Genomic DNA, 22774 nt, shown 5'->3' on the forward strand with positions numbered 1-22774 from the left:
GCACAAGATACCAAGGTTTTTTTATCCGGTGAAAAGTGATGGATAAAAACTTTCTATTTACCCACGAAAACTGACATTGGTGGTGATTTTAGTCTTGAGTTTTCTTATTGTAGGGGCCTGAATAACCGGGACTGTTTAGAGTGTAAATAAATGGTAGGTGGACACTGGGCACGGCGAGTTTATGGTTTTGATATCCCAATGACTCAAAATATCACATACTCCTTTTCGCCCTTTGTACTTTTTGCATCAAAATTATCAACCAGAAGTAGTCACCATATCAGGGTATTCTTTCATTACGAAGTTAAAATCAGGGCTTTACCTATTACCAAACTTTCACTTTCTTTACCGCCACCAAAAGCCCGTTCCAGGTGTTTTGCAGTTCCCTTTGGGAAGCTTTTTGCACTTCCTCTTTCACTTTTTTTCTACCGGGTATTCAACCCCTGTTTGGCCTCTCTTTTGATTTTATTAAAAAATGTGCTTCTAATACCCTTGGAGACAGTAACCCTAAATTACTAGTTAAAAGGATTGTCTTTTTCAAAACACAAAATGGATTTATTGAGATGTTATGGTCCTGTTGTTGTTGAAAAAGGGTTGTTTACTAAATGGTGTAAACTAGAAAGCCAGATTAATACCTGGCTTTTGCTGCTACGATTGCTGAAGAAGAATGATCAGCTGATTAGAGAGAGTGCCCCCTAAGGAAGTCATCAATTTTCATTCTTTTTTTGCCTTGAAGCTGTAGCTCTTTGATGGAAATCACTCCATTACCTGTTTTGAAATGCAGATAGGTTTTATTGTCTGTTTCATATTCGCCAATTTCTTTGTCATTTAAAACTCCATGGTCCAAAATTTCGGTTTGGAATATTTTACAGGTTTTGTCCCCAAGCATGGTCCAAGCCGCCGGGTAGGGGGATAAACCTCTTACCAAATTATGAGTGGCTTCGGCAGGTAGGCTCCAATCGATTTGGCAGGTCTCCTTGAATATTTTTGGAGCATGATTTCTAGCCTGTGAATCATCCTGGGGCTGGGTGGTTGCCCTTCCTTCGGCTACTGCTTCAATGGTTTTAAGTACCAGTTTTGCCCCTTTTTCCATTAATCTTTCGTAAAGGCTGCCGACATTGTCCTGGGGATGTATGGGCTCTTTTTCCTGGAAAATAATGCTTCCCGTATCAATTTCATGTTTTAGGAAAAAGGTGGTTACACCGGTTTCCTTTTCTCCATTTATTATTGCCCAATTGATGGGGGCAGCACCCCGGTAATTGGGTAAAAGGGAAGCATGAAGGTTAAAAGTTCCTTCTGGAGGCATGCTCCAAACCGGTTCTGGCAACATCCTGAAAGCCACTACTACCTGAATGTCCGCTTTATAACTTTTTAGCTCTTCCAGGAATTCAGGGGATTTCAGGTTGGTAGGTTGCAATACTGGAATATTATGATTCAGGGCAGTTTCTTTTACAGGAGATGGGATAAGTTTTTGTCCCCTTCCTCTGGGTTTGTCAGGAGCCGTAATAACGGCAACCACATTCCAGCCATTTTTAATTAATATTTCAAGGGAAGGGACGGCAAATTCCGGGGTTCCCATGTAAACGATTTTCAAATCTTTATTCATAATTAAGGTTTTTTCGGTGAAAAAGAAGGGAAGCTTCCTTCGAGTTATTTATAAAGTAAATATTTTGATCTTTTTTTCTTGTAGTGATTCAGGTCTTTTTGCCAGGTGGCTTTGATTTCCTCTTCACTTTTTCCTGCTAAAATTGCTTTTTTTAGTTCATCCGTTCCTGCAAGGGTATTGAAGAAATTGTTGAAAAAATCCGGGTCTTTTCCGGACTTTTTGTACATATCAAGAAGGTATCTTAAAGTAAACCGGTGGGATAATTCCGAACCCCTTAAATCTAATCCATAACATTTTTTTCCTTCATAGGGAGGATTTTTGGACATGCCAGGAATACTTTTTGGTGTAAAGGTGAAATCCCCATATCTGGAATCAGGGGCACCAATTACCTGAAATGGAAAGGTGGTTCCTCTGCCAACGCTGATTTGAGTTCCCTCAAAAAACAAAGTGAAGGATAAAGCCTTATGGCCAATTCATTGGGCAGGTTAGGGGAGGGTTTGATGGGTAATGAATAGGGCATGGCATGATCCCAGTTTTTTACCGGAATAATTGAAATGTCTGCTTTAACCCCATTTTTTAACCATTTTTCCCCATTGATCATCCTGGCCAGTTCCCCAATGGTCAGTCCATGAACCACAGGTATGGGATGCATGCCGACAAAACTTTTAAATCCATTTTTCAATACGGGGCCGTCCACATAATCCCCATTTGGATTGGGTCGATCCAGGATGATAAGTGGTTTGTTATTTTCTGCACAAGCCTCCATCACATAATGAAGGGTACTGATGTAAGTATAAAAACGAACACCTACGTCCTGTAGATCAAAAATCAACAAGTCCAGGTCTTTCAGGTCTTCAGGGGTAGGTTTTTTGTGACTTCCATAAAGAGAAATAACAGGTAAGCCGGTGGATTTGTCCATGCCATTTTCAATGGCTTCTCCTGCATCAGCATCACCCCTAAAACCGTGTTCGGGCACAAAAATTTTTTTGACCGGGATATCTTCTGCTAAAAGGAAATCCACCAAATGTTTGCTTTTCTTTTGATTTATTATACTGGTTTGGTTGACCACCAATCCAACTTTTTTCCCCTTCAATAAAGGAAGGTAATGGAGAGGTTGGTCCGCACCGGTTTTGATTTCCGGTATTGCGGAGGTCGAAAGGGCATTTTTTTGGCTGTATTGACCTTCAGTTTCGCTTTTGCAAAAGGGCAATGTACCCAGTAAAAAAGTCAGTAGAAGTATTAATTTTAATTGCTTCATGTTAATTTGCGGTGGATTTATAACAAAAATAAGACACTTCATTGAACCTTCCCTACTTCATTGCTAAAAGAATCAGTTTTCAAAGGACCGGAGGTTTTACCGGGACAATCCACCGCATTGCAGTAGCCAGCATTGCCATAGGTCTATCGGTTTTGATCATTTCCTTTTTGATTTTGGGAGGATTTAAAAAGGTCGTTTCAGACAAGGTTTTTTCATTTACGGGTCATTATCAGGTGCACAAATTCACCTCCAACAATGCCTTTGAAGTTTACCCTTCCTCCAAGGAAAGCCAGTTTTATTCTCAACATGAAAACTTTGATTTTATCAGGCATGTACAGGAATATGCTTATAAACCAGGCTTATTGAAAGGGGAAGAAGAAGTGCAGGGTGTAATGCTCAAAGGAGTGGGACCCGATTTTGATTCTCTGGCTTTTGCGTCCTCTGTCTCACATGGAAGATTTTTGACCTTTAATGAAAATGGATCTGCTTCCAATGAAATTCTCTTAAGTAGGAAAATTGCTGATAAATTACTTTTGAAAGTGGGTGACAGGGTAACCATGTATTTTGTGCAGGATCCTCCAAGGTACCGAAGGTTTGATATTGTGGGAATTTATGAGACTTTTTTGGAGGATTTTGATGACAAGATCATTATTGGTGATATCCAAACCATCCGGAACCTGAATGGATGGGAAAATAATCAGGTGGGTGGATTTGAAGTGTTTTTAAACGACCCCAGTCAAATCAATGCCCATGAGGAGGAACTCTATGACAAAATTGATTATGATTTGAAAGTGGAGAAAGTAACGGATAAATATATTCAGATTTTTGACTGGTTGGGTTTGCTGAATAATAATGTATATGTATTTCTTGGCTTGATTTTGTTTGTGGCGGCTTTTAATATGATAGCGATACTTTTTATCCTGATAATGGAACGGACCCAAATGATTGGAATGCTAAAGGCTTTAGGAAGTACCAACCGCCAAATCAGGAGGATTTTTGTTTGGAATGGCGTGCGGATCATTGGCAGGGGAATGCTTTTGGGAAACTTAATTGGTATTGGGATAGGAGTTATTCAAGATTTTAGCCGCTTGATCCAGCTCGATCCCTACAATTACTATATGAGTTATGTGCCAATACACTGGGATTTTGGCCTGATCGTGGGCCTCAATATTTTAATTTTGTTGGTGACAGTTTTGGTGCTTTTTATCCCTGCCATGGTAATCAGTAATGTCAGCCCGATCAAGGCTATTCGTTTTGATTAAACTTTTTGTAAGGGGAAAAGATACTTCTGATTTTCATATAAATCACGCCCAATACGGCTTCCTTAAAAATATGTGTGGACATTTTTGAGGTTCCCCGTGTGCGGTCGGTAAAAATGATGGGGATTTCGGCAATTTTAAAACCCAATTTCCAAGCCCTGAACTTCATTTCAATTTGGAAGGCATAACCGACAAATTTAATTTTATCCAGGTTGATAGCCTCCAGCACTGATCGGTGGTAGCATTTAAATCCTGCAGTGGTATCCTTGATAGGAATTCCAGTAATAAACTGCACATATTTACTGGCAAAAAAGGACATCAAAACCCTGCCCATTGGCCAGTTGACCACATTTACTCCTTTAATATAACGGGAACCAATAGCCATATCATAATTCCCTTCAGCACAAACTCTATAGAGTCTTATCAGGTCTTTTGGATTGTGAGAAAAGTCTGCATCCATTTCAAAAATGTAATCATATCCATGAGATAAGGCATATTTGAATCCCGTGATATAGGCAGTTCCCAATCCTAATTTCCCCTCCCTTTGGATAAGGTGGACCTGGCCAGGATGTTTATCTTGCTGCTTTTTGACCAATGCGGCAGTTCCGTCTGGGGAGTTGTCATCAATCACCAATACCTCAAATCCATCATGCAAGGCTATGATAGCCTGGACGATATCATGGATATTCTCCTTTTCATTGTAGGTCGGGATGATGACGAGTTTCTTGTGGTTCATAATATTGCCCCCAAAAATATAAGGAAATGCTGTTTTTTAAATGTATAGTTGGAAAAAATATTGGAGAAATTGAATTTAAGGTGATTCCAATACCTCCGGTTATTTGAAAAGTAAAGTTGGGATCCGCGAATTGCACTAATCTTAGATTATGTCGATTCCCTTTTTATTGGAGTAAACAGAAAGATTTTTTCAATTATATTGAAACTATTAATCCGGAAATGGAACTAAATTTAGGAGTAAAGGTTCAATTGCTCCTTGGCATATTTACAGCCTTTTTTGCGACTTCAAGGAGGTATAGAAAGGCTTGTTTTGGGGATTTGTTAAGTATAAAATCCACTTTTCTAGATTTATTTTCATAGTGATCATGATCAGTTTATATGCCCTTGTTAAAATCACCAATGGCCCTTTCTACCATTCCCAGCCCCATAAAAGCAATTCCTCAGATGTAATGGGCTTTAAATTTTACAGGGAATATTTCAATTACATGTTGGATTGCGTGGCTGTTTCTATCGTGTCCTCGGAATTGGCAGTAACATGATAAAAAAATGAAAGTGTTTTCCGGAACCAAGTTACTGGCAAATAATAATATTCAATCTTAAATTGGAATTTTGATTTTTGATCATGGCCCCTACCAAAAGTAATTTTAAATCAGAACCAATTGGTTGTTTTTGGAAGCTAAATCTGGGGCTTTTCTGCTTGATTGAAATTCTGATTTTACAAATAAATAGAACCAATTCTATAATTGGCTTTGGTATTTCCAGGAGGTAATCGGAGCAATTTTTGGTAATCTACTAAGACATATTCGAATTATTATAAGGCCTGATAAGACGATGCCCCTTAATAATAGGGCCTTTATATCTGCCAATTTAAACAACAGTAATAGGTTCATTTTTTCAAATGCCTTTTGGTAATTTCCCTGGTTAAAGTTCACTTTTTCTTTTTTAAAATCAGCTACCCTCTATCAAAATTCTGCTGGGAAAAAAATAAGTATGTTTCGATAAGTGTGTTAAAGTTTCAGGTGTAAAACTATCAAGATAGTTTTTGGGGTGAATTTTTTGGGTCTAATTGGTAGGGGCAATCCAAGTCGGAGTTTCACTTCGTATATCTAGTCCACAAACCAAAAAGCCTAACTATGATGCTGAAAAAAATATTAATTGGAGCATGTGTTGTCCTGTTTTTATTGGTAGGAACCTTAGCAGTACACATTTATTTGGAGACAAAAGATCAATCCTTAGGTCCAAATTGGGCCATGAGCCAGGTTGATTTTAACGCTGATTTAGACTCTCTGAAGGGAGAGTCAATCAAGAAAGAACTTCTAGAATGGGAAGGGATGCGGGATACCAGGATTAATCGAACATCCGATTATTTAATAGTCTTATATGACCGGAAAAAACAGGATCCCAATGATATAGTTAAAAAGGTAAATGCTGATTATAACCTTCAAAGCACCCTTTTCCATCCATCTGATGCCCAATTGGATGGAAGTTGTCCAGCCATCAATAAAAATTCTGTTACATATCAATTGGGCAGTTTTTTCCGGAAAATCTTTAAAAACTAGTGCTCACATAAACCTTAAGAAACATGAAAACATTGAATCAATTAATGTATCTGTTCCTAATGGGGACAATTTTGGTTTTTTCTTCCTGTAATGATGAAGAAATGGATCCGCCCATGGAGGATGATTCTTTCTATGCCACAAAGCTAGGAGGGGAGGAAATGGTTCCAGATCCCGCAAATGAGGGTGAAATGATCGAACAAGGTTACCTAAATCTAAGAATTGTGGTGGATGGTACCGTAATGTTGATTGCCGGCGATGAAAAATATTCAGAATTGAAGCCCCATTTTAATGTCTTATTGGCTGAAGTCGGAGAAGATGATTTTTCCGGTTATAATGCTTTGGTGGAGGATTTTACAGATTTATTGGCAGAATCAACAGGAGCAAAAAACTATTCTTATACGGGACTAAGTATGGCCAATGCCCATAATCCGAATGAAAATCCCCGGATGAATGGGTTTGTTGATGATGATGACTTCGATTTGTTTGTAGAAGCGGTAGTTCAATCCGCCACTGGGGCGGGTTTTGGCAGTAATGATATCCTTGGGCCAATAGGAGAGCTGCTGGAAGGAACCCGTGATGCCATCGTTCAGCGTGAAGATGGAGCCATGTTGGATCTATACACTCGCCTAGGTGGTACTGTTATGGTGGATGATGGAGACGGAAATATGGTAGAAGCAGGATATTTACCATTGAAGCAAGTGGTGACGGAAACCGTACTTCTGATAGCAACCAATGAAGGCGGAAAGTATGACGATCTTCAACCTTATTTTCCTGTGTTGCTAGCCGAGGTAGGGGTCAATGATTTGTCTGGCTTCAATGCTCTTTTGGGCAATTTTAGCGATTTCCTTGCCCAGGCCATTGGATCAACCAATATTGAATATTCTGGAATGAGCATGGCTGATGCCCATAACCCTGAAGTCAATTCAAGAATGACCGGAATGGTCACCACCGAAGATTATGATTTATTTGTCCAGGCAGTAGTGGAAGCTGTCACCAACAAGGGCGTTCCGGAATCTGTTATTGCAGAGTTTGGAGTATTACTTAACAGCGAAGGATTGAAAGGAGCCATCATTCAGGCTTAACTAACTTAGGGTAGTTCTATGTGCAATAAAAATAAAAGGCCGGTACCATTTATGGTCCGGCCTTTTATTGTGTTAAAATATTTTTAATAGCTTACAAGCTTACAAAACCCCTTTGGTGCTTGGAAGCTGGTTAAGGGCATTTACATCTCTTTTTACAGCCATTTTAATAGCCCTGGCTAGGCCTTTGAAAATGGCCTCAATTTTATGGTGTTCATTGTTTCCTTCCGCTTTGATATTCAAATTGCATTTTGCGGTATCACTGAAGGATTTGAAGAAATGATAAAACATTTCGGTAGGCATATCACCGATTTTTTCACGGTTAAATTCCGCCTCCCACATCATCCAGGGTCTACCTCCAAAATCAATGGCCACCTGTGCCAAAACATCATCCATAGGCAAAAGAAAACCATAGCGGTTGATACCTTTTTTATCTCCTAGGGCCTGCAAATAAGCCTCACCCAAGGCCAAAGCAGTATCTTCTATGGTGTGGTGTTCATCAATATGCAAATCACCTGTAACCTTGATTTCCAGGTCAGTGCCACCGTGTTTGCCAAGTTGTTCCAGCATATGGTCAAAAAATGGCAAGCCTGTATCTATATTGCATTTCCCAGATCCATCCAGGTTGATGTTTATTTTGATCTGGGTTTCTGATGTGCTTCTTTCTACCGATCCTTTTCTTTCAGGAAGCCTTAAGAATTCATAGATTTCATCCCAAGAATCCGTATTGAGGGCTGTTCCTTCTGGTTTTTCTTCACCAATATAAATGGCCTGAGCCCCAAGGTTTTTTGCTAACTGGATATCTGTATGCCGGTCTCCGATTACATAGGAATTGGCCAAATCATAGGTCCCGTCCATATATTCGGTCAATAAACCGGTTCTGGGTTTTCGGGTTGGGGCATTTTCATGTTCAAATGACTTATCAATATGAATGGCTGCAAATACCACCCCTTCCTGTTCCAGCGTTTTCAGCATTTTATACTGTGCAGGCCAAAAGGTGTCCTCAGGAAAAGAATCCGTTCCCAACCCATCCTGGTTTGTTACCATGACCAGTTCATAATCCGTTTCCTCAGCAATTTTCCTCAGATTTGAGATGGCCTTTGGAAGGAATTCCAATTTCTCTAAACTGTCAACCTGATGATCTATGGGCGGTTCTTTGATAATTGTTCCGTCCCTATCTATAAATAGTACTTTTTTCATTTTTTTAAACTTTTACCACATTTTCCTTTCTAAGAGGAGGGAGGTTCCGATAAATTTATGCGGTAGGCAAATTTACGGCGTATTTTTTTAATGCTTCCAGTAACTGCTTATTTTCTTTCCTGGTGCCAACCGTAATTCTGAGGCAATCATCACAAAGGACTACTTTGGAACGATCCCTGACAATAATAAGCTGGTCAATCAGGTAATAATAGATTTTTCTGGCACCAGGCACCCTAACCAAAAGGAAATTGGCATCGGAAGGGTGGATTTTTTCCACCAAAGGCATAGCAGCAAGTTTCTTCTCCAAATAATCCCGCTCTTCCAACATCTCCTGGACCATTTGATCCTTTTTGGAGGTGTTTTCCAAAGCTGTCAAGACGGTTTCCTGGGTCAGTCCACTGATATTATACGGAGGTTTGATTTTATTGAGCACTTTGATGATTTCCGGAGAGGCAAAAGCCATCCCCAGGCGTAAGGCAGCAAGACCCCAAGCTTTTGAAAAGGTCTGCATGACCAATAAATTAGGATATTTGTCCAATTCCTGGGTAAAGCTGACCTCCTCGCTGAAATCAATATAGGCTTCATCCACCACTACCAATCCATCAAACCCTTTCAGTACTTTAAGAATGTCCTCCCTTTTGGCTTTATTACCACTCGGGTTGTTGGGAGAGCAGATGAAGATAATTTTGGAATGGTCATCTACCGTTTCCAAAATAACCTCTGGCCGCAATTGGAAATCTTCCGTCAGATTGACCTTTTTGATGGCTATATCATTGATTCCTGCACTTACCTCGTACATCCCATAGGTAGGTGGTAAAATGATAATATTATCCTTTCCGGGGATACAGAAAGCGCGCATCAAAAGGTCAATGGCTTCATCGCTACCATTTCCCAGGAAGATTTGCTCAGGGTTAACTTTTTTGATACGACTAATGCTGGCTTTTAAATCCTGCTGATAAGGGTCAGGATAGCGGTTAAACTGCTGTTCGGTGATAGAGCCAATTGGATTTTCATTGGCATCCAAAAATACCCCTTTTTTGCCGGAATATTCATCCCTTGCAGATGAATAGGGCTTTAATTGGGCTATGTGGGGCCTTAATAATTTATTGAGGTCAAAAGCCATATCAGTTATTTTCTTTGAGGTAATTGAGGCGAATAGAAACTGCATTTTTGTGTGCGTCCAGTAATTCATTGCCTGCTAATATCTCGATGGTAGGCCCTAAATTTTGAATTCCCTTTTTGGTGATTTTTTGAAAGGTGATTTTTTTGACAAAGCTGTCCAAAGAAACCCCGCTGTAATTTTTGGCATAGCCATAAGTTGGCAGGGTGTGGTTGGTACCCGAGGCATAATCTCCAGCAGATTCTGGCGTGAAATTACCAATAAATACGGATCCCGCATTGATAATCCGGGAAACCACTTCATCTTCATCTTTTACATTGATGATCAGGTGTTCGGGAGCATATTCATTGATCAGGTCAATGGCTTGGTCCTGATTGGACATGACAACCGCCACGCTATTTTCTAGTGCTTTTATTGCTATTTCCTTTCTGGGTAAAGTTTTCAGTTGTTTTTCCACTTCTTTTAAAGCTTTTTTGGCTACCTTTTCAGAACTGGCAACCAACACCACCTGGCTGTCCACACCGTGTTCGGCTTGTGAAAGCAAATCAGAAGCTACAAAAGAAGAAATAGCTGTTTCATCCGCATAAACCAATACTTCAGATGGTCCTGCAGGCATGTCTATAGCAATCCCTTTTTTATTGGCCAGTTGTTTGGCTGCTGTAACATATTGATTTCCTGGACCGAATATTTTGTCCACTTTGGGCACACTTTCAGTACCATAGGTCATGGCTGCAATAGCTTGGGCGCCACCCGCTTTTACTATTTTATCAATCCCAATCAAATCTGCAGTGTATAAAATGGCTGGGTGGATTTTGCCTTCCTTATTAGGAGGACTGCAAAGAACGATTTCATCACAGCCAGCAATATTGGCGGGAACTCCAAGCATTAAGACAGTGGAAAACAAAGGGGCAGTGCCTCCGGGAATGTAAAGCCCCACTTTTTGGATGGGGACACTTTTTCGCATACAAGTTACCCCGTCCATTATTTCCATTTTCAAATCCGGTGTAGCTTGGGCCTCATGGAATTTTTCAATATTATCTTTCGCCTTTTGAATTGCTTGTTTAAGCTCTGGATCCAACAACTTTTCAGCTGCCTTGATTTCTTCCCTGCTGACCAAGAGGTTTTTTATTTCCACGTGGTCATATTCCAAAGCAAATTTCTTCAAAGATTTATCCCCTTGCCGTTTCACCTTCCGCATGATCGGCTTGATAATCTTTTGGATTTCCTTCATTTTTTGAACAGGACGGGCCAGTTCTTTTTTCCACTCACTTCTTGTGGGATTACTAATGATTCTCATGGGTGTATCTTTTGAAAATATTCAGGTTAAAGGACCATCTTTTCGATAGGTACCACAAGGATTCCCTGAGCACCGGCTTCTCTAAGTCCTTCAATATTTTCCCAAAATTGATCTTCACTTAAGACAGAATGAACTGAGGACCAACCTTCCTGCGCCAATGGTAAGATGGTTGGGCTTTTCATTCCGGGAATCAGGCTTATGATTTTGTCCAGGGATTCATTTGGGGCGTTCAAGAGTACATATTTGTTCCTGTTACCTTTTTGGACGGCATTTATTCTGAATAGCAGTTTTTCTACAATGGATTGTTTTTCTTGGCTGATGCCTTTATGGCTGATCAAAACAGCTTCTGACTTGAATATTTCTTCAACTTCTTTTAGGCCATTCATCATCAAGGTAGACCCTGAGCTGACAATGTCACAGATTCCTTCTGCCAAACCAATACTAGGTGCAATTTCTACTGACCCACTGATTTCATGGATTTCGGCGTTGATATTTTTTGCTTTTAGGTAATCCCCAAGGATCTTGGTGTAGGAGGTGGCGATGTTTTTTCCCTCAAAGTAAGACAAACCGGTATATTCTTCACTTTTGGGGATGGCAAGGGAAAGTCTGCATTTTGAAAATCCCAGTCTTTTGAGGATGTCTACTTCCTTGTCCTTTTCTACCAACTCATTTTCACCTACAATTCCGAGGTCTGCTACTCCATCAGCAACATAACCCGGAATGTCATCATCCCTGAGGTATAGGAATTCAATTGGGAAATTGGTTGAAGTGGATTTGAGTTTGCCGGTACCATTATAAAATTTAATGCCACATTCTTTAATCAGACTCAATGAGTCTTCACTCAATCGGCCACTTTTTTGGACGGCTATGCGAATAATATTTTCCATGAAATAAAGATACGAATATGAATAAATCTTTTAAGAAATTCTGAAAATTGAAGGGTTGCCATACTGATCACCTGCAACCGCTTAGGGCGATATGTAAATAATATTCCTCCTCAGGAGGAATGATGGAAATGGTGAACAGTCACAGGGAGAGTTACTGTAAAAAGTGATTTGTTGGCAATATGTAGTCTTGTGCAGTTCATTTTATAACCGCAAAATTAGTGAGGTATTGTTAACATCCAAAAAATCAAAAAGTTTTTATTCTGAATTAATGATTCCTTAATGAAAAGTCTGGGAAATTAAAGTTGAATATTGGTTGATTTGTTTTTCATCTTTTAAAGATTTCATGGTGACAACCGTTTTTTTGATGATCTTTTGGATCATAGCATCCAAAATTTCATCTACCCCTTCTGATAGTTCAGGAGGGGTTAGTTTTTGAAATCTATCAAGTTCTTCTTCCTTGATGGTTTGTAAGGTAGATTTCATTTTTCGGATTACTTCCAAATTTTTGTTATCTGTTTTCCATTGCATAAACTCTTCCTGATGATCTTTTAGAATTTGTTTTACAGCTTGAACAGAGGCTTCTTTTCTGGCCATGCTTTGTTGGGTGACTTGACTGATGTTATCCATGTCAAAATAAATAATACCAGGTATATTTTCTACATCCTGGGCGATGCTTCTAGGCATGGAAATATCTACCAAAAGTTTATAAGTGGGGGAATAATCATTGAAAGTGTTTTGGGAAATTATAGGTTGGACTACCCTGGGGGTTGAAATAATAATGTCCAGTTTCCTTACCGCATCTTCCAGCTCCTTCAAAGGGAGATATTGGATTTGTGTGTTATGCTTTTTGTTGAATTGATCCAGTTTTTCCCTTGATCGATTTAATACAGTGAATTTGGTATTACCGCCCGAGATAAGGTGTTTACAGACATTTTGTCCCATTTCTCCAAAACCAATAATTCCAATTTTAGGAGAATGAATCATGGACTGGTATTCATAAATTAAATCAACGGAAGCATATGGGACCGAGCTTATTCCAGATTTGAAATCAGTTTGGGTTGTGATTTTTTTATGGGTTGCCAGCAGGATATGGATCAATCTATGAATATAAGTTCCTGCAGTATTTTCTTGAAGGGAGATTTGGTAAGCATTTTTTATTTGCGAAATGATTTGTGCGTCTCCCAATATCTGAGATTCCAAACCAGCAGATATTTTGAAAAAATAATTTAAAGCCTGTTTTTCATTTTGAATATTGTGAAAAGCTCTTTTGGCCAAGCTGGTGTTTTGACCTTTCAATTGGCTCAGGAAATTAAAAAAAGGCAGGGAAAGGTCTTTATCGGCGAAATAAATGATTTCAGTTCGGTTGCAGGTGGATAGGACCAATAATTCTTTAAGACCCATGGAGTTTTTTGAAGCCTGAATCAATTCACGAATTTCTGCGGGACTTAAAGCAAATGCTTCCCGGGTTTTTATATCAGTGTTTTTGAAAGAAAGACTTAATAATCTGAACTGGTCCATAATCTTTGATAGCTTTTTGGTATACCTTTTCAATAAAAATCTCATCAAGGAAGATTTTTCCCTTTGGTTAGAATTATATACGAGGTGTTTTCCTTTTTTGGATTTTGGAGGTGAAAAATAATTATTGTTTACTTGGAAACCCTAAAGCACATCTTTTCAAAATGGCCACTATTGAAAAGGAATTTGATAAATGCAGTGGTTTGATATTACCAACTTTAAAAAAAATAGCAATTCAACCTAAACCCAACCTTCGTATTTGGCCAGGAAGTTGGCATTCTTGAAAAAACTTTTGGTTTCGGTTTGTAGTTCTGTTTTATAAAAAAGAAAGGAGTGGTTTTTTTGACCACTCCTTTCTTTTTGGTTGGAAAAAATTAGTATTTCATCCACCAGCTTTTTTTGCTTTATAATTCAGTTTTAACAGGATGTCCAACACTTTGTCCCGGTGGTCCCCTTGAATAATGATTTCATCATCTTTGGCACTCCCACCTACACCACATTTGCTTTTTAAGGTTTTGCCAAGTTCTTTAAGATCATCTTCCTGCCCCACAAAACCTGTAATAAGAGTGACCTGTTTTCCGCCTCTGGCCTTTTTATCGAGCATAACCTTGAGGTATTGTTCTTGGGGGGAAAGGGTTTCTACATCCCCTTCATCAAATTCAAATTCAAAATCAGCATTGGTGGAGTATACTACACCTTCTCTTTTTTTCCAGTCGTTATTCTTTTTTTTACTCATAATTATTTGATTTTCATCGTCCATACCGGTCTTTTGGAATGGTTGACTATATCCTCTGCAATACTTCCACTTAGCAGATGCATAAAGCCAGTCCTGCCATGGGTGGCCATGGCAATCATGTCCATATTGTGGTCTTCCGCATATTGGATGATGCCTTCTTCTTCAGAATCACTGTTATAGATCTCTACCCTGGTATGGTTCAATTTATATTTTTCCACTATTTGCTGGATTTTCCCTTTGGAGTCCCGGGTGTTTTCAAACATACTTGGGGTATTGATTTTTACCAAATGTAATTCGGCTTGCAAAGCTTCCTGTAATTTTTTCAGTGAATTAATTACATGGGAACTTTTCTCGGAAAAATCACTGGCAAAAATGATGTTTTTAATTTTATCAGGGGTTATTCTCCCCTTAATGGTAATCACAGGACAGTCCGCGTGACGTACCACTTTTTCCGTATTGGAACCAATCAGTAGTTCTTCAATCCCACTGGAACCTTTAGATCCCATGATAATCAAATCTGCAGAAATATCGGAAACTTCTTTGGAGATGCCAGCATAGGGGTTGCCAAAAGTGATTTTTGAACTGAATTTGTAAGGAACATCTTTTTGGCTCCTTTTTATTTCCTCCATCTGCTTTTTTCTCTTTTCTACCAATTCGATCATGAATACATTATTCATTTCAGCACCGCCAACGCCAACTTCCCCCATCGTGCTAAAATTTTGGGAGGTAGGGATTTCAATAACATGGAGTAATTTAAGGTGCCCCTGTAAGTTGGTTGCCAGGCCTTTGGCAAATTCAAAAGCATTTTCGGCTTCTTCGGAAAAGTCAAATGGGACTAGGATGGTTTTCATGGTTTTGTGCTTTAATATGGATTTTGTGTATTTTCTAAGTTAAAATACAAAAAATGCTCATTTAAAACTAATTCGTTATAACCATTTTAGAGTGGGTCCATTTACTTGATAAAGTATTGTTTTTTTAATTAAGTTTTAAAAAATAATAAGCCCAATTCCAAAAGCCATCACCCATAGAAGAGTTGAAATGGCCATCTTTTTAAGATAAGGATCCAATTCTTTGGAGGATTTCTTTTTACCCACTGAAGAAGCCACTTTTACCATGATTGGAGAAATCAATAAAGCTAAAAGTCCCCCCAAAGCATTTTCCAGGGCTACAAAAAGTAATAAGCAGCCATTGCCTGCAAGTATAAGGCCCCAGTTATACACTAATGCAGCTTTCCTTCCAATTCTTACTGGAATTGATTTTTTTCCTGCGTTTTTGTCAGATTCAATGTCCCTAATATTATTGATGTTTAGGACAGCAGTGCTGAAAAAGCCCAGTGAGGCTGCGGGGAATAGAAGAGGAGCAGAAAAACTTAGACTATGAAGAAAATAAGTTCCTAAAACCCCTAAAAGTCCAAAAAAGATAAATACAGAAAGGTCTCCCAAACCAATATAACCATAAGGGTTGTTTCCAGATGTATAGGTGATGGCTGCATAAATGGATAACAGCCCCAAACCAATAAATGTCAGGACCAACCACCAACTTTCCAGGGCAACCAATAAAAGTGCAAAGCCACAAAGAAATGACAGGGAAGCCAAAAATATCATGGCTCTTTTCATTTCCCTGGGTTTAATAATACCGGATTGAACTGCCCTGATAGGGCCTTCTCGTTCAATACTGTCTGCTCCATGCACACTGTCCCCATAATCATTGGCCAAGTTGGAAAGGATTTGGAGGAAAGTGGTGGTTAGGGCTGCCAAAATCAATATCTCCCATCGAAATGTTTGATGGTAATAGGCAATAAAACTGGCCATAAGGATGCTTGCCAATGCCAGGGGTAAGGTTCTGAGCCTAATGGCATGTAACCAAGCTTGTTTCTTGCTTTTAAGAGAAATTTCCACGGAATAAATAGAGGATTTGGTTGGGGAACATTAGGAGAAGTGCAGGGCCTTTAGGCTTCTCCTAAGAGTTCCAGGATTTTATCATCCATTGGGTTGACGGAGGAAGGAAAGAAATGAGTAAGCTTACCTTCCTCATTGATAATGTATTTGCAGAAATTCCAGCTGGGTTCTTGATTGTTCCACCCATTTAACTCTCTATCTGAAAGCCATCGATAAAGAGGGTGTTTGTCCGCCCCGGTGACTGAAATTTTATCAAACATTTTGAAGGTCACCCCATAGTTTTGGCTGCAGAATTTTTTGATATCCTCATTGGTTCCGGGTTCCTGTCCTCCGAAATTATTGGCAGGAAAGCCCAGAATAACGATTTTATCTCCATACTGTTGATGCAAATTCTGCAAATCCGCATACTGAGGGGTATAACCACATTTAGAAGCAACATTCACCAACATGACTTTTTTGCCCTTGAATTGCCCAAACTCAACAGGGTTACCATCTATGTCATTGACTTCAAAGTCATAAAATGATTTTTTCACTTGTATGGGTTTTGTTGTCACTGTAGGTTTTATGCTTTTTTGATCGTTGGATTTGGCATGACATGCTACTAATGCCAAGGCCAGGCAGAAATAAATTAATTGCTTCATATTACATCCTTTCTGGAACATTAATACCTAATAACCTCATTCCGATTCTAATAGTTTTGGCAACCTGAGCGGAAAGGGCCACACGGAATGATCTGACTTTTTCATTTGATTCACTGAATATAGGAAGTTCAGCGTAAAAACGGTTATATTCCTTGGCCAAATCAAATAAATATTGAGCCAGAACAGCCGGGGAGTATTCTTCTCCTGCTTGTGCCAGTTTTTTCTCAAAATCGTTTAACAAAATGATAAGTTCTTTTTCGGTGGTTTCCAAGTTACCCAGGTCAGCAAATCCATTTAGGCTGTAATCCACTTCAATTTGGTCAGCTTTTCTTAGGATTGCAGAAATCCTTGCGTGGGAGTATTGAATAAATGGACCAGTATTTCCCTGGAATTCGATGGATTCCTGGGGGTTAAACAACATCCGCTTTTTGGGGTCTACTTTTAATAAGAAATATTTCAAGGCTCCCAGTCCCAGAATTTCATAAAGCTCTTTGGCCTCTTCTTCAGAAAAACCTTCAATTTTCCCTAATTCCTGGGTGTGTGTAGCAGCCGTATCCACCATTTCTTGGATCAGGTCATCAGCATCTACTACTGTACCTTCCCGGGATTTCATTTTTCCGGTAGGCAAATCTACCATTCCATAGGAAAGGTGGTAAAGGCCATCACCATAGGGGCGGCCCAGCTTTTTCATGATTTTGAAAAGGACATCAAAATGATAATCCTGTTCATTGCCCACTACATATACGGACTTGTTAATTTTATAATCCTTATACTTCAGGTCAGCAGTTCCCATATCCTGGGTGATATAAACAGATGTTCCATCACCACGGAGAACCAACTTTTCATCCAACCCTTCTTCTCTGAGATCAGCCCAAACGGAATTATTGTCTTTTTTGAAAAACACTCCCTTTTCAAGTCCTTCTTCCACAATGTTTTTGCCCAACAAGTAAGTGTCTGATTCATAATAAAGCTTGTCAAAGCTCACCCCCATTTTTTTGTAAGTGGCATCAAAGCCTTCATAGACCCATCCATTCATGGTTTTCCATAATTCCACGGTGGCAGGATCATTGGCTTCCCAATTTCTGAGCATTTCCTGGGCAGCCTGCATGAGGGGCGCTTCCTTTTTGGCTTGTTCCTCCGACATGCCCTGGCTCATCAATTCCTTGATTTCCTCTTTGTAGGCTTTGTCAAAAAGTACGTAATATTTTCCTGCCAAATGATCCCCTTTTAATCCACCGGATTCAGGTGTTTCTCCCTTTCCGTAAGCTTGATAAGCGACCATGGATTTGCAGATATGGATTCCCCTATCATTGATCAGGTTGGCTTTGATGACTTCATATCCATTGGCTTCTAAGATCTGGGATACTGCAAAACCAAGAAAATTGTTTCTTAAATGGCCCAAATGAAGGGGCTTATTGGTGTTAGGAGAGCTGAATTCCACCATCACCTTTTGGTTTTTGGAAGGTAATTGGCCCAGGTTTTCCTTTTGGTATATTTGTTGAAAAACTTCCATCCAGGAAGCTTCATTAACCGAAATATTCAAAAAACCTTTCACTACATTGTATTTGCTCACCAATGAGCAATGTTCCTGAAGGTAATTCCCGATCTTTTCACCGGTAGCTTCAGGTTTCATCTTGGTGTATTTTAAATAGGGAAAAAGTATAAAAGTGTAATTCCCCTCAAATTCCTTCCTGGTAGGTTGTAGGGCCAAACCATTTGCGGCTACAGGGTGATCAAATTCGGTTTCAAAGGCTTTGCTTATGGCAATGAGTATTTCTTCTTGGATTGTCATTGAATTTTGTAATTAAAAGTTTTGCACCTGGGAATTGAATCTTTTCCCTAAGGGTTTGCCTTTTGGTGGTCGTCTTTAACATATATAAACACCACCCTTTTCTATTCACCCTTATCCATGAACAAATCATGTCAAATTCCTGGAAGGAATTTGGAGCGTTGAAGGGTTAGGAATTTATTGGCACAAAAGTAGTTAATTTTGGGCATAAATTGTAAGTGTTAGCTAACATGATAGCCAGTTTTCTGGATACAATAATTGAAAAGCAAATATGAGAATTGAGTTGGTATTTAAGAAAGGTTATTTAAATTCCCTTAACGTGGGGATTGCGGGTGCAGGAATTAGAATTGGCTAAAGGTTAAATGCCCTTCTTCTTTTTGGTCTGGTTATGAGTGAAATCTGTGGTGTTAAATTTTATCATTTAATTCCCTACAAAATCTATAGGGTTGTTGTTATTTAAAAATAAAGTATTACATTTGAAAAAATTATTAGTGAAAAGCCGAAATGGTAAGTAGCTGATTTTATAAAGAATAGGGGAGAGAACAGGCTCTGGGAACCTATAGCAACCTAACCTTAAAAAGGCAAAGGTGCTAAAACCTGCCTAAATCAATTCAAGGACCTATAAATGTTAGCAATGATGAAAAACAGACGAATGCACACTTGCCCATTTCAAGACAACCGATGTTGATTAATTTTCAACATTTTAAATTATTACTAATAATCCAATTGAAAAGACACCATGACAGCAATAGCAAATTCATACAATCATTCAGAAAAAACTTCCCAAACATTTAGCTTCAATTCAATAAACAGAAATGAACCCAAAACCAGTCAGCCCAAGGATTTGTTGAACTGGCTGGAAGGTCATGAAGCAGTGGAAATTGAAGGGATTGGAGGTTTTGATTTTAAAAACTTCCCTGAATCCCAGAAGAAATTTCAAACCATATACTTCCATTTGAAAGGAGAAGTGGAGTCCTTTTATTCACTTTTCAGGGGATTGGTCCTGGCAGGTCACCCCAAAGAAGTGTTTATTGAAAGTATTCATGAAAAGAGGTATTTTACCTTAAAATACTACCAAAGCAATGAAGGCATCGCAAAGGCTTATGTCAATAAGCTTTTTAAGTTGATTGAAGATGAAATCCGCTTCAAAAAAGTATTGAAGAAGATTATTCAAAATCAAAAGAAACATCAATTGGAGGAGAGCTTGCTTTATAGTGAACTTTCCTGATAAAAAGAAAAGAAATTCATCCATTTCTTATCAAAGCTTCCGTTTATGAACGGAAGCTTTTTATTTTTTAGGGGAGGAGGAAGGGGTGAAAAAGGCTGATCAACCTTTGGTTCTGGAATTCCCCAAATCAGAAATTAAATGATAACAGGTTGATTTTGAAATGGCTTATTTTTTCCAGATAGATTTTTGCAAATTAGCTAAAGTCATTAATTTGATTTCCCCAATTATTAATGCAATTTTCGAATCAAAAAGTCATAAACCTCCATTGCCTAATGAACAAATACATTGATTTAATTAAACAAACTTTTGATTTTCCCACCAAGGAATTCCATGTAGAGGAAGATCAACTTTTATTTAATGGGGTGAATCTTATGGATATCATCCATACTTACGGGACACCGTTAAAATTGACTTATCTTCCCAAAATCAGTGAAAGCATTCAGAATGCCAAGAAATACTTTGGCAAAGCCATAGAAGACCACGATTATCATGGGAAATATACTTATTGTTATTGTACGAAGTCTTCCCATTTTAGCTTTGTATTGGATGAAGCACTTAAGAATGATATCCACATCGAAACTTCCAGTACTTTCGATATTCCTTTGGTTCGAAGTCTTTATAAAATGGGTAAAATCAGCAAGGAGACTTATATCGTTTGCAATGGGTTCAAAAGAGAATTGTACAAGGAGTACATAGCTGGTCTGCTTAATGATGGATTTGTGAACTGTATTCCGGTTTTAGATAACCTGTCGGAAATTGATTATTACCTTGAGCATGTAAAAGTCCCTTTTCAGGTGGGAATTAGAATTGCTGCTGATGAGGAACCTAAATTTGGTTTTTATACCTCCCGTTTGGGGGTGCGGTACAAGGATATCATCGAGCTTTATGAAACAAAGATTAAAGACAACCCGCAAGTCAGTCTAAAGATGCTCCACTTTTTTATCAATTCAGGAATCCGGGATACTGCCTATTATTGGTCCGAACTGACCCGGTTTATTCAGAAATATGTTGATCTGAAAGCCATTTGTCCAGAACTGGACACCATGGATATTGGAGGAGGCTGGCCCATTAAGACCAATGTGTTTTTTGATTACGATTACCAGTATATGGCCGATCAAATTATCAAAAATATCAAGTGGATGTGTGCCAAAAATAATACTACCGAACCCCATATTTTTACTGAATTTGGAAGTTATACGGTGGGAGAAAGTGGTGCGGTGCTTTATTCGATATTGGATCAAAAACTTCAAAATGACAAAGAGCTTTGGTACATGATTGATGGATCTTTTATCACCCAATTGCCCGATAGTTGGGGGCTCAACCAAAAGTATATTATGCTTGCTGTTAATAATTGGAAAGAAGAGTACCACAACATTTCCTTGGGAGGTTTGACTTGTGATAGTATGGATTATTATAATTCAGAAGCTCACCAATATAATATATACCTTCCCAAGAAAAATGAGGGAAAGCCCCTATATATTGGCTTTTTTCATACCGGAGCTTATCAGGAATCCCTTGGAGGTTATGGTGGAATACAGCATTGTTTGATTCCTGCACCCAAGCATGTACTTATAAACCGGGATGAAGAGGGAAACATTACACACGAATTATTTGCTGAGGAACAAAAAAGTGAAAATATGTTGAAGACCTTAGGATTTTAAATGGCAAAGGCCCGTTGAAAAACGGGCCATTGTAATCTTTTTTTATGAGATTGCAAATCAATTTCTAAGCACAAATTCAAATGGTAGAGTTATAAGGGTGAAATTGAATACTTCACCCAGTTGGGAGAAAAATACTATAGCCTTTGGGTATAAATCTTCTAGACAAAGTCCTCGGTTAAGTGGGGAGTTGTCTTTTTTGTCCACTAAGGTGATCAATTATTTGGCCCTCAGTGGACCAAAATTCCCCCATGCAATCTGCGGTTAAGCAACTGTGGACAGGCAAAATCCCTATTAAATCCCCAACTTTTAACTGATTTACCAAACCAGTGCTGGCTTGGATCAGGCCATGTTCTTGTGAAATACTTTTTAAATAAGAAGTTTCTTCTGATAAATTCCATCCATTTTCATTCAGCAAAACCACTTCCCCATAGTTTTTGCTTCCATCAGCATTCATTAAATATTCTTTAGAAAGATGGATAGCCCCTCCATGAACCAATATTTCATTTTTTTCTTCCTTGATATCAACAATGGGGACGGCTAAAGCCACAGCAATGTCCTCCTTGTGACAACTACCGATGGCCGTTTGCATCAGGTCATAAAAAATAAAATTGCCTGGGCTTATTTCATCAATTCCCTCAAAATTTTCCATTAAGGCGCAACTTGGGGTATCCCCTGACCGGGTGACCATTGTAGGGAAATCTTCTTTGAACTTGGACCTGAGTTTTTTTAACGCATTTTTTGTTTCCTCATGAATTTTGGAAATGCCTGCTATATCCGCCTGATAGGTATGTCCTGCATGAATGTAAAATCCCTTAAAATAAAGCTTATTGGTGGGCCGGGCAGCCTGAAGGATTTTTTCAATTTTTTCATAGTCCCATGCTTCCACGCCTGTCCTTCCGTAACCCGCATCAATTTCAATAAAAAAACCTACCGGAATTTTAAGTTGTTGGGCCAGGGATTTAGTGACTTCTTCATTGACCAGTTGGATGGAAACGGAGGATTGGTGGGCTAATTCATCCAGATGATGGGCCTCTAAAGGGTTGAATGGGAAAGCGATATGGATGTTTTGCCAATTTTGTTCCGAAAAATAGGATGCCATTTTAATAGAGGATACATTGATTTCTCCAATGCCAATTCCCTGGAACCAGTCTCCGATAAGCCTGGACTGATGGGTTTTAAAATGCGGGGTCAGGCGGGTGTGGTTTCTCATGGCCTTGTCCGCCATTGACTGCATATTTTTCCGGCATTTATTTTCGTCTAAAAGTAAAGTAGGAATCGTTATCGAGTCCAAATAAGACATGGTTTTGGT

19 protein-coding genes, 1 pseudogene and 1 riboswitch are annotated in these 22774 nt (G+C 38.9%); of the genes and pseudogenes, 6 read left to right on the forward strand and 14 right to left on the reverse strand.

The window, feature by feature from the left end:
* Positions 1 to 676: 676 nt before the first annotated feature.
* Positions 677 to 1603 (reverse strand): methionyl-tRNA formyltransferase, encoded by a 927-nt coding sequence (gene fmt / locus QWY93_RS12815; protein ID WP_290248660.1) that lies wholly within the window; start codon positions 1601 to 1603, stop codon positions 677 to 679.
* A gap of 44 nt (positions 1604 to 1647) precedes the next feature.
* Positions 1648 to 2861: pseudogene (locus QWY93_RS12820) on the reverse strand (exo-beta-N-acetylmuramidase NamZ family protein).
* A gap of 41 nt (positions 2862 to 2902) precedes the next feature.
* On the opposite strand from QWY93_RS12820, the gene QWY93_RS12825 reads away from it, so the two are divergent.
* Positions 2903 to 4123 carry an ABC transporter permease gene (locus tag QWY93_RS12825; RefSeq protein WP_290248661.1) on the forward strand — a complete coding sequence of 407 codons (1221 nt, stop codon included), beginning with the start codon at positions 2903 to 2905 and terminating at the stop codon, positions 4121 to 4123.
* Here the strand turns inward: QWY93_RS12825 and QWY93_RS12830 are convergent.
* Positions 4107 to 4856, reverse strand: coding sequence for a polyprenol monophosphomannose synthase (locus tag QWY93_RS12830; protein WP_290248662.1), 750 nt, complete (start codon positions 4854 to 4856; stop codon positions 4107 to 4109). The genes QWY93_RS12825 and QWY93_RS12830 overlap by 17 nt on opposite strands.
* 364 nt (positions 4857 to 5220) lie before the next feature.
* On the opposite strand from QWY93_RS12830, the gene QWY93_RS12835 reads away from it, so the two are divergent.
* The 3 genes from QWY93_RS12835 (at position 5221) to QWY93_RS12845 (ending at position 7496) form a co-directional block, all read left to right on the forward strand.
* Positions 5221 to 5394 carry a hypothetical protein gene (locus tag QWY93_RS12835; protein WP_290248663.1) on the forward strand — a complete coding sequence of 58 codons (174 nt, stop codon included), beginning with the start codon at positions 5221 to 5223 and terminating at the stop codon, positions 5392 to 5394.
* Between the two features lie 594 nt (positions 5395 to 5988).
* A complete protein-coding gene (locus QWY93_RS12840) occupies positions 5989 to 6414 on the forward strand; it encodes a heavy-metal-associated domain-containing protein (RefSeq protein WP_290248664.1) in 426 nt (141 codons plus the stop codon).
* A 23-nt stretch (positions 6415 to 6437) separates the two neighbouring features.
* A complete protein-coding gene (locus QWY93_RS12845; protein ID WP_290248665.1) occupies positions 6438 to 7496 on the forward strand; it encodes a globin family protein in 1059 nt (352 codons plus the stop codon).
* Positions 7497 to 7595: 99 nt separating this feature from the next.
* On the opposite strand, the gene hisB is transcribed toward QWY93_RS12845, so the two are convergent.
* The 10 genes from hisB to argS form a co-directional block, all read right to left on the reverse strand.
* The gene (gene hisB / locus QWY93_RS12850) at positions 7596 to 8693 is read right to left on the reverse strand and encodes a bifunctional histidinol-phosphatase/imidazoleglycerol-phosphate dehydratase HisB (RefSeq protein WP_290248666.1); all 1098 of its coding nucleotides are present in this window, start codon (positions 8691 to 8693) and stop codon (positions 7596 to 7598) included.
* Between the two features lie 55 nt (positions 8694 to 8748).
* Positions 8749 to 9816 carry a histidinol-phosphate transaminase gene (hisC, locus tag QWY93_RS12855; RefSeq protein WP_290248667.1) on the reverse strand — a complete coding sequence of 356 codons (1068 nt, stop codon included), beginning with the start codon at positions 9814 to 9816 and terminating at the stop codon, positions 8749 to 8751.
* A gap of 1 nt (position 9817) precedes the next feature.
* Positions 9818 to 11110 carry a histidinol dehydrogenase gene (gene hisD, locus QWY93_RS12860; protein ID WP_290248668.1) on the reverse strand — a complete coding sequence of 431 codons (1293 nt, stop codon included), beginning with the start codon at positions 11108 to 11110 and terminating at the stop codon, positions 9818 to 9820.
* Positions 11111 to 11136: 26 nt separating this feature from the next.
* Positions 11137 to 11997, reverse strand: a complete 861-nt coding sequence (hisG, locus tag QWY93_RS12865; RefSeq protein ID WP_290248669.1) for an ATP phosphoribosyltransferase — start codon at positions 11995 to 11997, stop codon at positions 11137 to 11139.
* A 276-nt stretch (positions 11998 to 12273) separates the two neighbouring features.
* The gene (gene hemA, locus QWY93_RS12870) at positions 12274 to 13560 is read right to left on the reverse strand and encodes a glutamyl-tRNA reductase (RefSeq protein ID WP_290248670.1); all 1287 of its coding nucleotides are present in this window, start codon (positions 13558 to 13560) and stop codon (positions 12274 to 12276) included.
* Positions 13561 to 13894: 334 nt separating this feature from the next.
* On the reverse strand, positions 13895 to 14248 hold the full coding sequence (locus tag QWY93_RS12875) for a translation initiation factor (RefSeq protein WP_290248671.1): 354 nt from the start codon (positions 14246 to 14248) through the stop codon (positions 13895 to 13897).
* Between the two features lie 2 nt (positions 14249 to 14250).
* Positions 14251 to 15099 (reverse strand): universal stress protein, encoded by an 849-nt coding sequence (locus tag QWY93_RS12880; RefSeq protein ID WP_290248672.1) that lies wholly within the window; start codon positions 15097 to 15099, stop codon positions 14251 to 14253.
* A gap of 135 nt (positions 15100 to 15234) precedes the next feature.
* Positions 15235 to 16146: a 1,4-dihydroxy-2-naphthoate polyprenyltransferase gene (locus tag QWY93_RS12885; RefSeq protein ID WP_290248673.1), complete on the reverse strand. Its 912-nt coding sequence runs from the start codon at positions 16144 to 16146 to the stop codon at positions 15235 to 15237.
* 50 nt (positions 16147 to 16196) lie between these two features.
* Complete coding sequence (locus QWY93_RS12890; RefSeq protein ID WP_290248674.1) at positions 16197 to 16787, reverse strand: glutathione peroxidase; 591 nt, start codon at positions 16785 to 16787, stop codon at positions 16197 to 16199.
* Between the two features lies 1 nt (position 16788).
* On the reverse strand, positions 16789 to 18579 hold the full coding sequence (argS, locus tag QWY93_RS12895) for an arginine--tRNA ligase (RefSeq protein WP_290248675.1): 1791 nt from the start codon (positions 18577 to 18579) through the stop codon (positions 16789 to 16791).
* A 515-nt stretch (positions 18580 to 19094) separates the two neighbouring features.
* Positions 19095 to 19204: riboswitch (SAM riboswitch) on the forward strand.
* A 111-nt stretch (positions 19205 to 19315) separates the two neighbouring features.
* Here argS and QWY93_RS12900 point away from each other — a divergent pair.
* Positions 19316 to 19804 (forward strand): hypothetical protein, encoded by a 489-nt coding sequence (locus QWY93_RS12900; protein WP_290248676.1) that lies wholly within the window; start codon positions 19316 to 19318, stop codon positions 19802 to 19804.
* 272 nt (positions 19805 to 20076) lie between these two features.
* Complete coding sequence (locus tag QWY93_RS12905; RefSeq protein WP_290248677.1) at positions 20077 to 21465, forward strand: arginine decarboxylase; 1389 nt, start codon at positions 20077 to 20079, stop codon at positions 21463 to 21465.
* Between the two features lie 175 nt (positions 21466 to 21640).
* Here the strand turns inward: QWY93_RS12905 and QWY93_RS12910 are convergent, their stop codons facing one another.
* A complete protein-coding gene (locus QWY93_RS12910) occupies positions 21641 to 22765 on the reverse strand; it encodes an alanine racemase (protein ID WP_290248678.1) in 1125 nt (374 codons plus the stop codon).
* Between the last annotated feature and the right edge of the window lie 9 nt (positions 22766 to 22774).

Source organism: Echinicola jeungdonensis (genome assembly GCF_030409905.1).
In the GTDB taxonomy this organism is placed as follows: domain Bacteria; phylum Bacteroidota; class Bacteroidia; order Cytophagales; family Cyclobacteriaceae; genus Echinicola; species Echinicola jeungdonensis.

Excerpts from the sequence above, each read along its gene's own strand:
- hisB (WP_290248666.1), bottom strand. The coding sequence starts at position 8,693 with ATGAAAAAAGTACTATTTATAGATAGGGACGGAACAATTATCAAAGAA.
- QWY93_RS12845 (WP_290248665.1), top strand. The coding sequence starts at position 6,438 with ATGAAAACATTGAATCAATTAATGTATCTGTTCCTAATGGGGACAATT.
- QWY93_RS12905 (WP_290248677.1), top strand. The coding sequence starts at position 20,077 with ATGAACAAATACATTGATTTAATTAAACAAACTTTTGATTTTCCCACC.
- QWY93_RS12875 (WP_290248671.1), bottom strand. The coding sequence starts at position 14,248 with ATGAGTAAAAAAAAGAATAACGACTGGAAAAAAAGAGAAGGTGTAGTA.
- QWY93_RS12900 (WP_290248676.1), top strand. The coding sequence starts at position 19,316 with ATGACAGCAATAGCAAATTCATACAATCATTCAGAAAAAACTTCCCAA.
- argS (WP_290248675.1), bottom strand. The coding sequence starts at position 18,579 with ATGACAATCCAAGAAGAAATACTCATTGCCATAAGCAAAGCCTTTGAA.
- QWY93_RS12890 (WP_290248674.1), bottom strand. The coding sequence starts at position 16,787 with ATGAAGCAATTAATTTATTTCTGCCTGGCCTTGGCATTAGTAGCATGT.
- QWY93_RS12830 (WP_290248662.1), bottom strand. The coding sequence starts at position 4,856 with ATGAACCACAAGAAACTCGTCATCATCCCGACCTACAATGAAAAGGAG.
- QWY93_RS12910 (WP_290248678.1), bottom strand. The coding sequence starts at position 22,765 with ATGTCTTATTTGGACTCGATAACGATTCCTACTTTACTTTTAGACGAA.
- QWY93_RS12835 (WP_290248663.1), top strand. The coding sequence starts at position 5,221 with ATGATCAGTTTATATGCCCTTGTTAAAATCACCAATGGCCCTTTCTAC.
- hisC (WP_290248667.1), bottom strand. The coding sequence starts at position 9,816 with ATGGCTTTTGACCTCAATAAATTATTAAGGCCCCACATAGCCCAATTA.
- QWY93_RS12880 (WP_290248672.1), bottom strand. The coding sequence starts at position 15,099 with ATGAAAACCATCCTAGTCCCATTTGACTTTTCCGAAGAAGCCGAAAAT.
- hisD (WP_290248668.1), bottom strand. The coding sequence starts at position 11,110 with ATGAGAATCATTAGTAATCCCACAAGAAGTGAGTGGAAAAAAGAACTG.
- QWY93_RS12840 (WP_290248664.1), top strand. The coding sequence starts at position 5,989 with ATGATGCTGAAAAAAATATTAATTGGAGCATGTGTTGTCCTGTTTTTA.
- hemA (WP_290248670.1), bottom strand. The coding sequence starts at position 13,560 with ATGAGATTTTTATTGAAAAGGTATACCAAAAAGCTATCAAAGATTATG.
- fmt (WP_290248660.1), bottom strand. The coding sequence starts at position 1,603 with ATGAATAAAGATTTGAAAATCGTTTACATGGGAACCCCGGAATTTGCC.
- hisG (WP_290248669.1), bottom strand. The coding sequence starts at position 11,997 with ATGGAAAATATTATTCGCATAGCCGTCCAAAAAAGTGGCCGATTGAGT.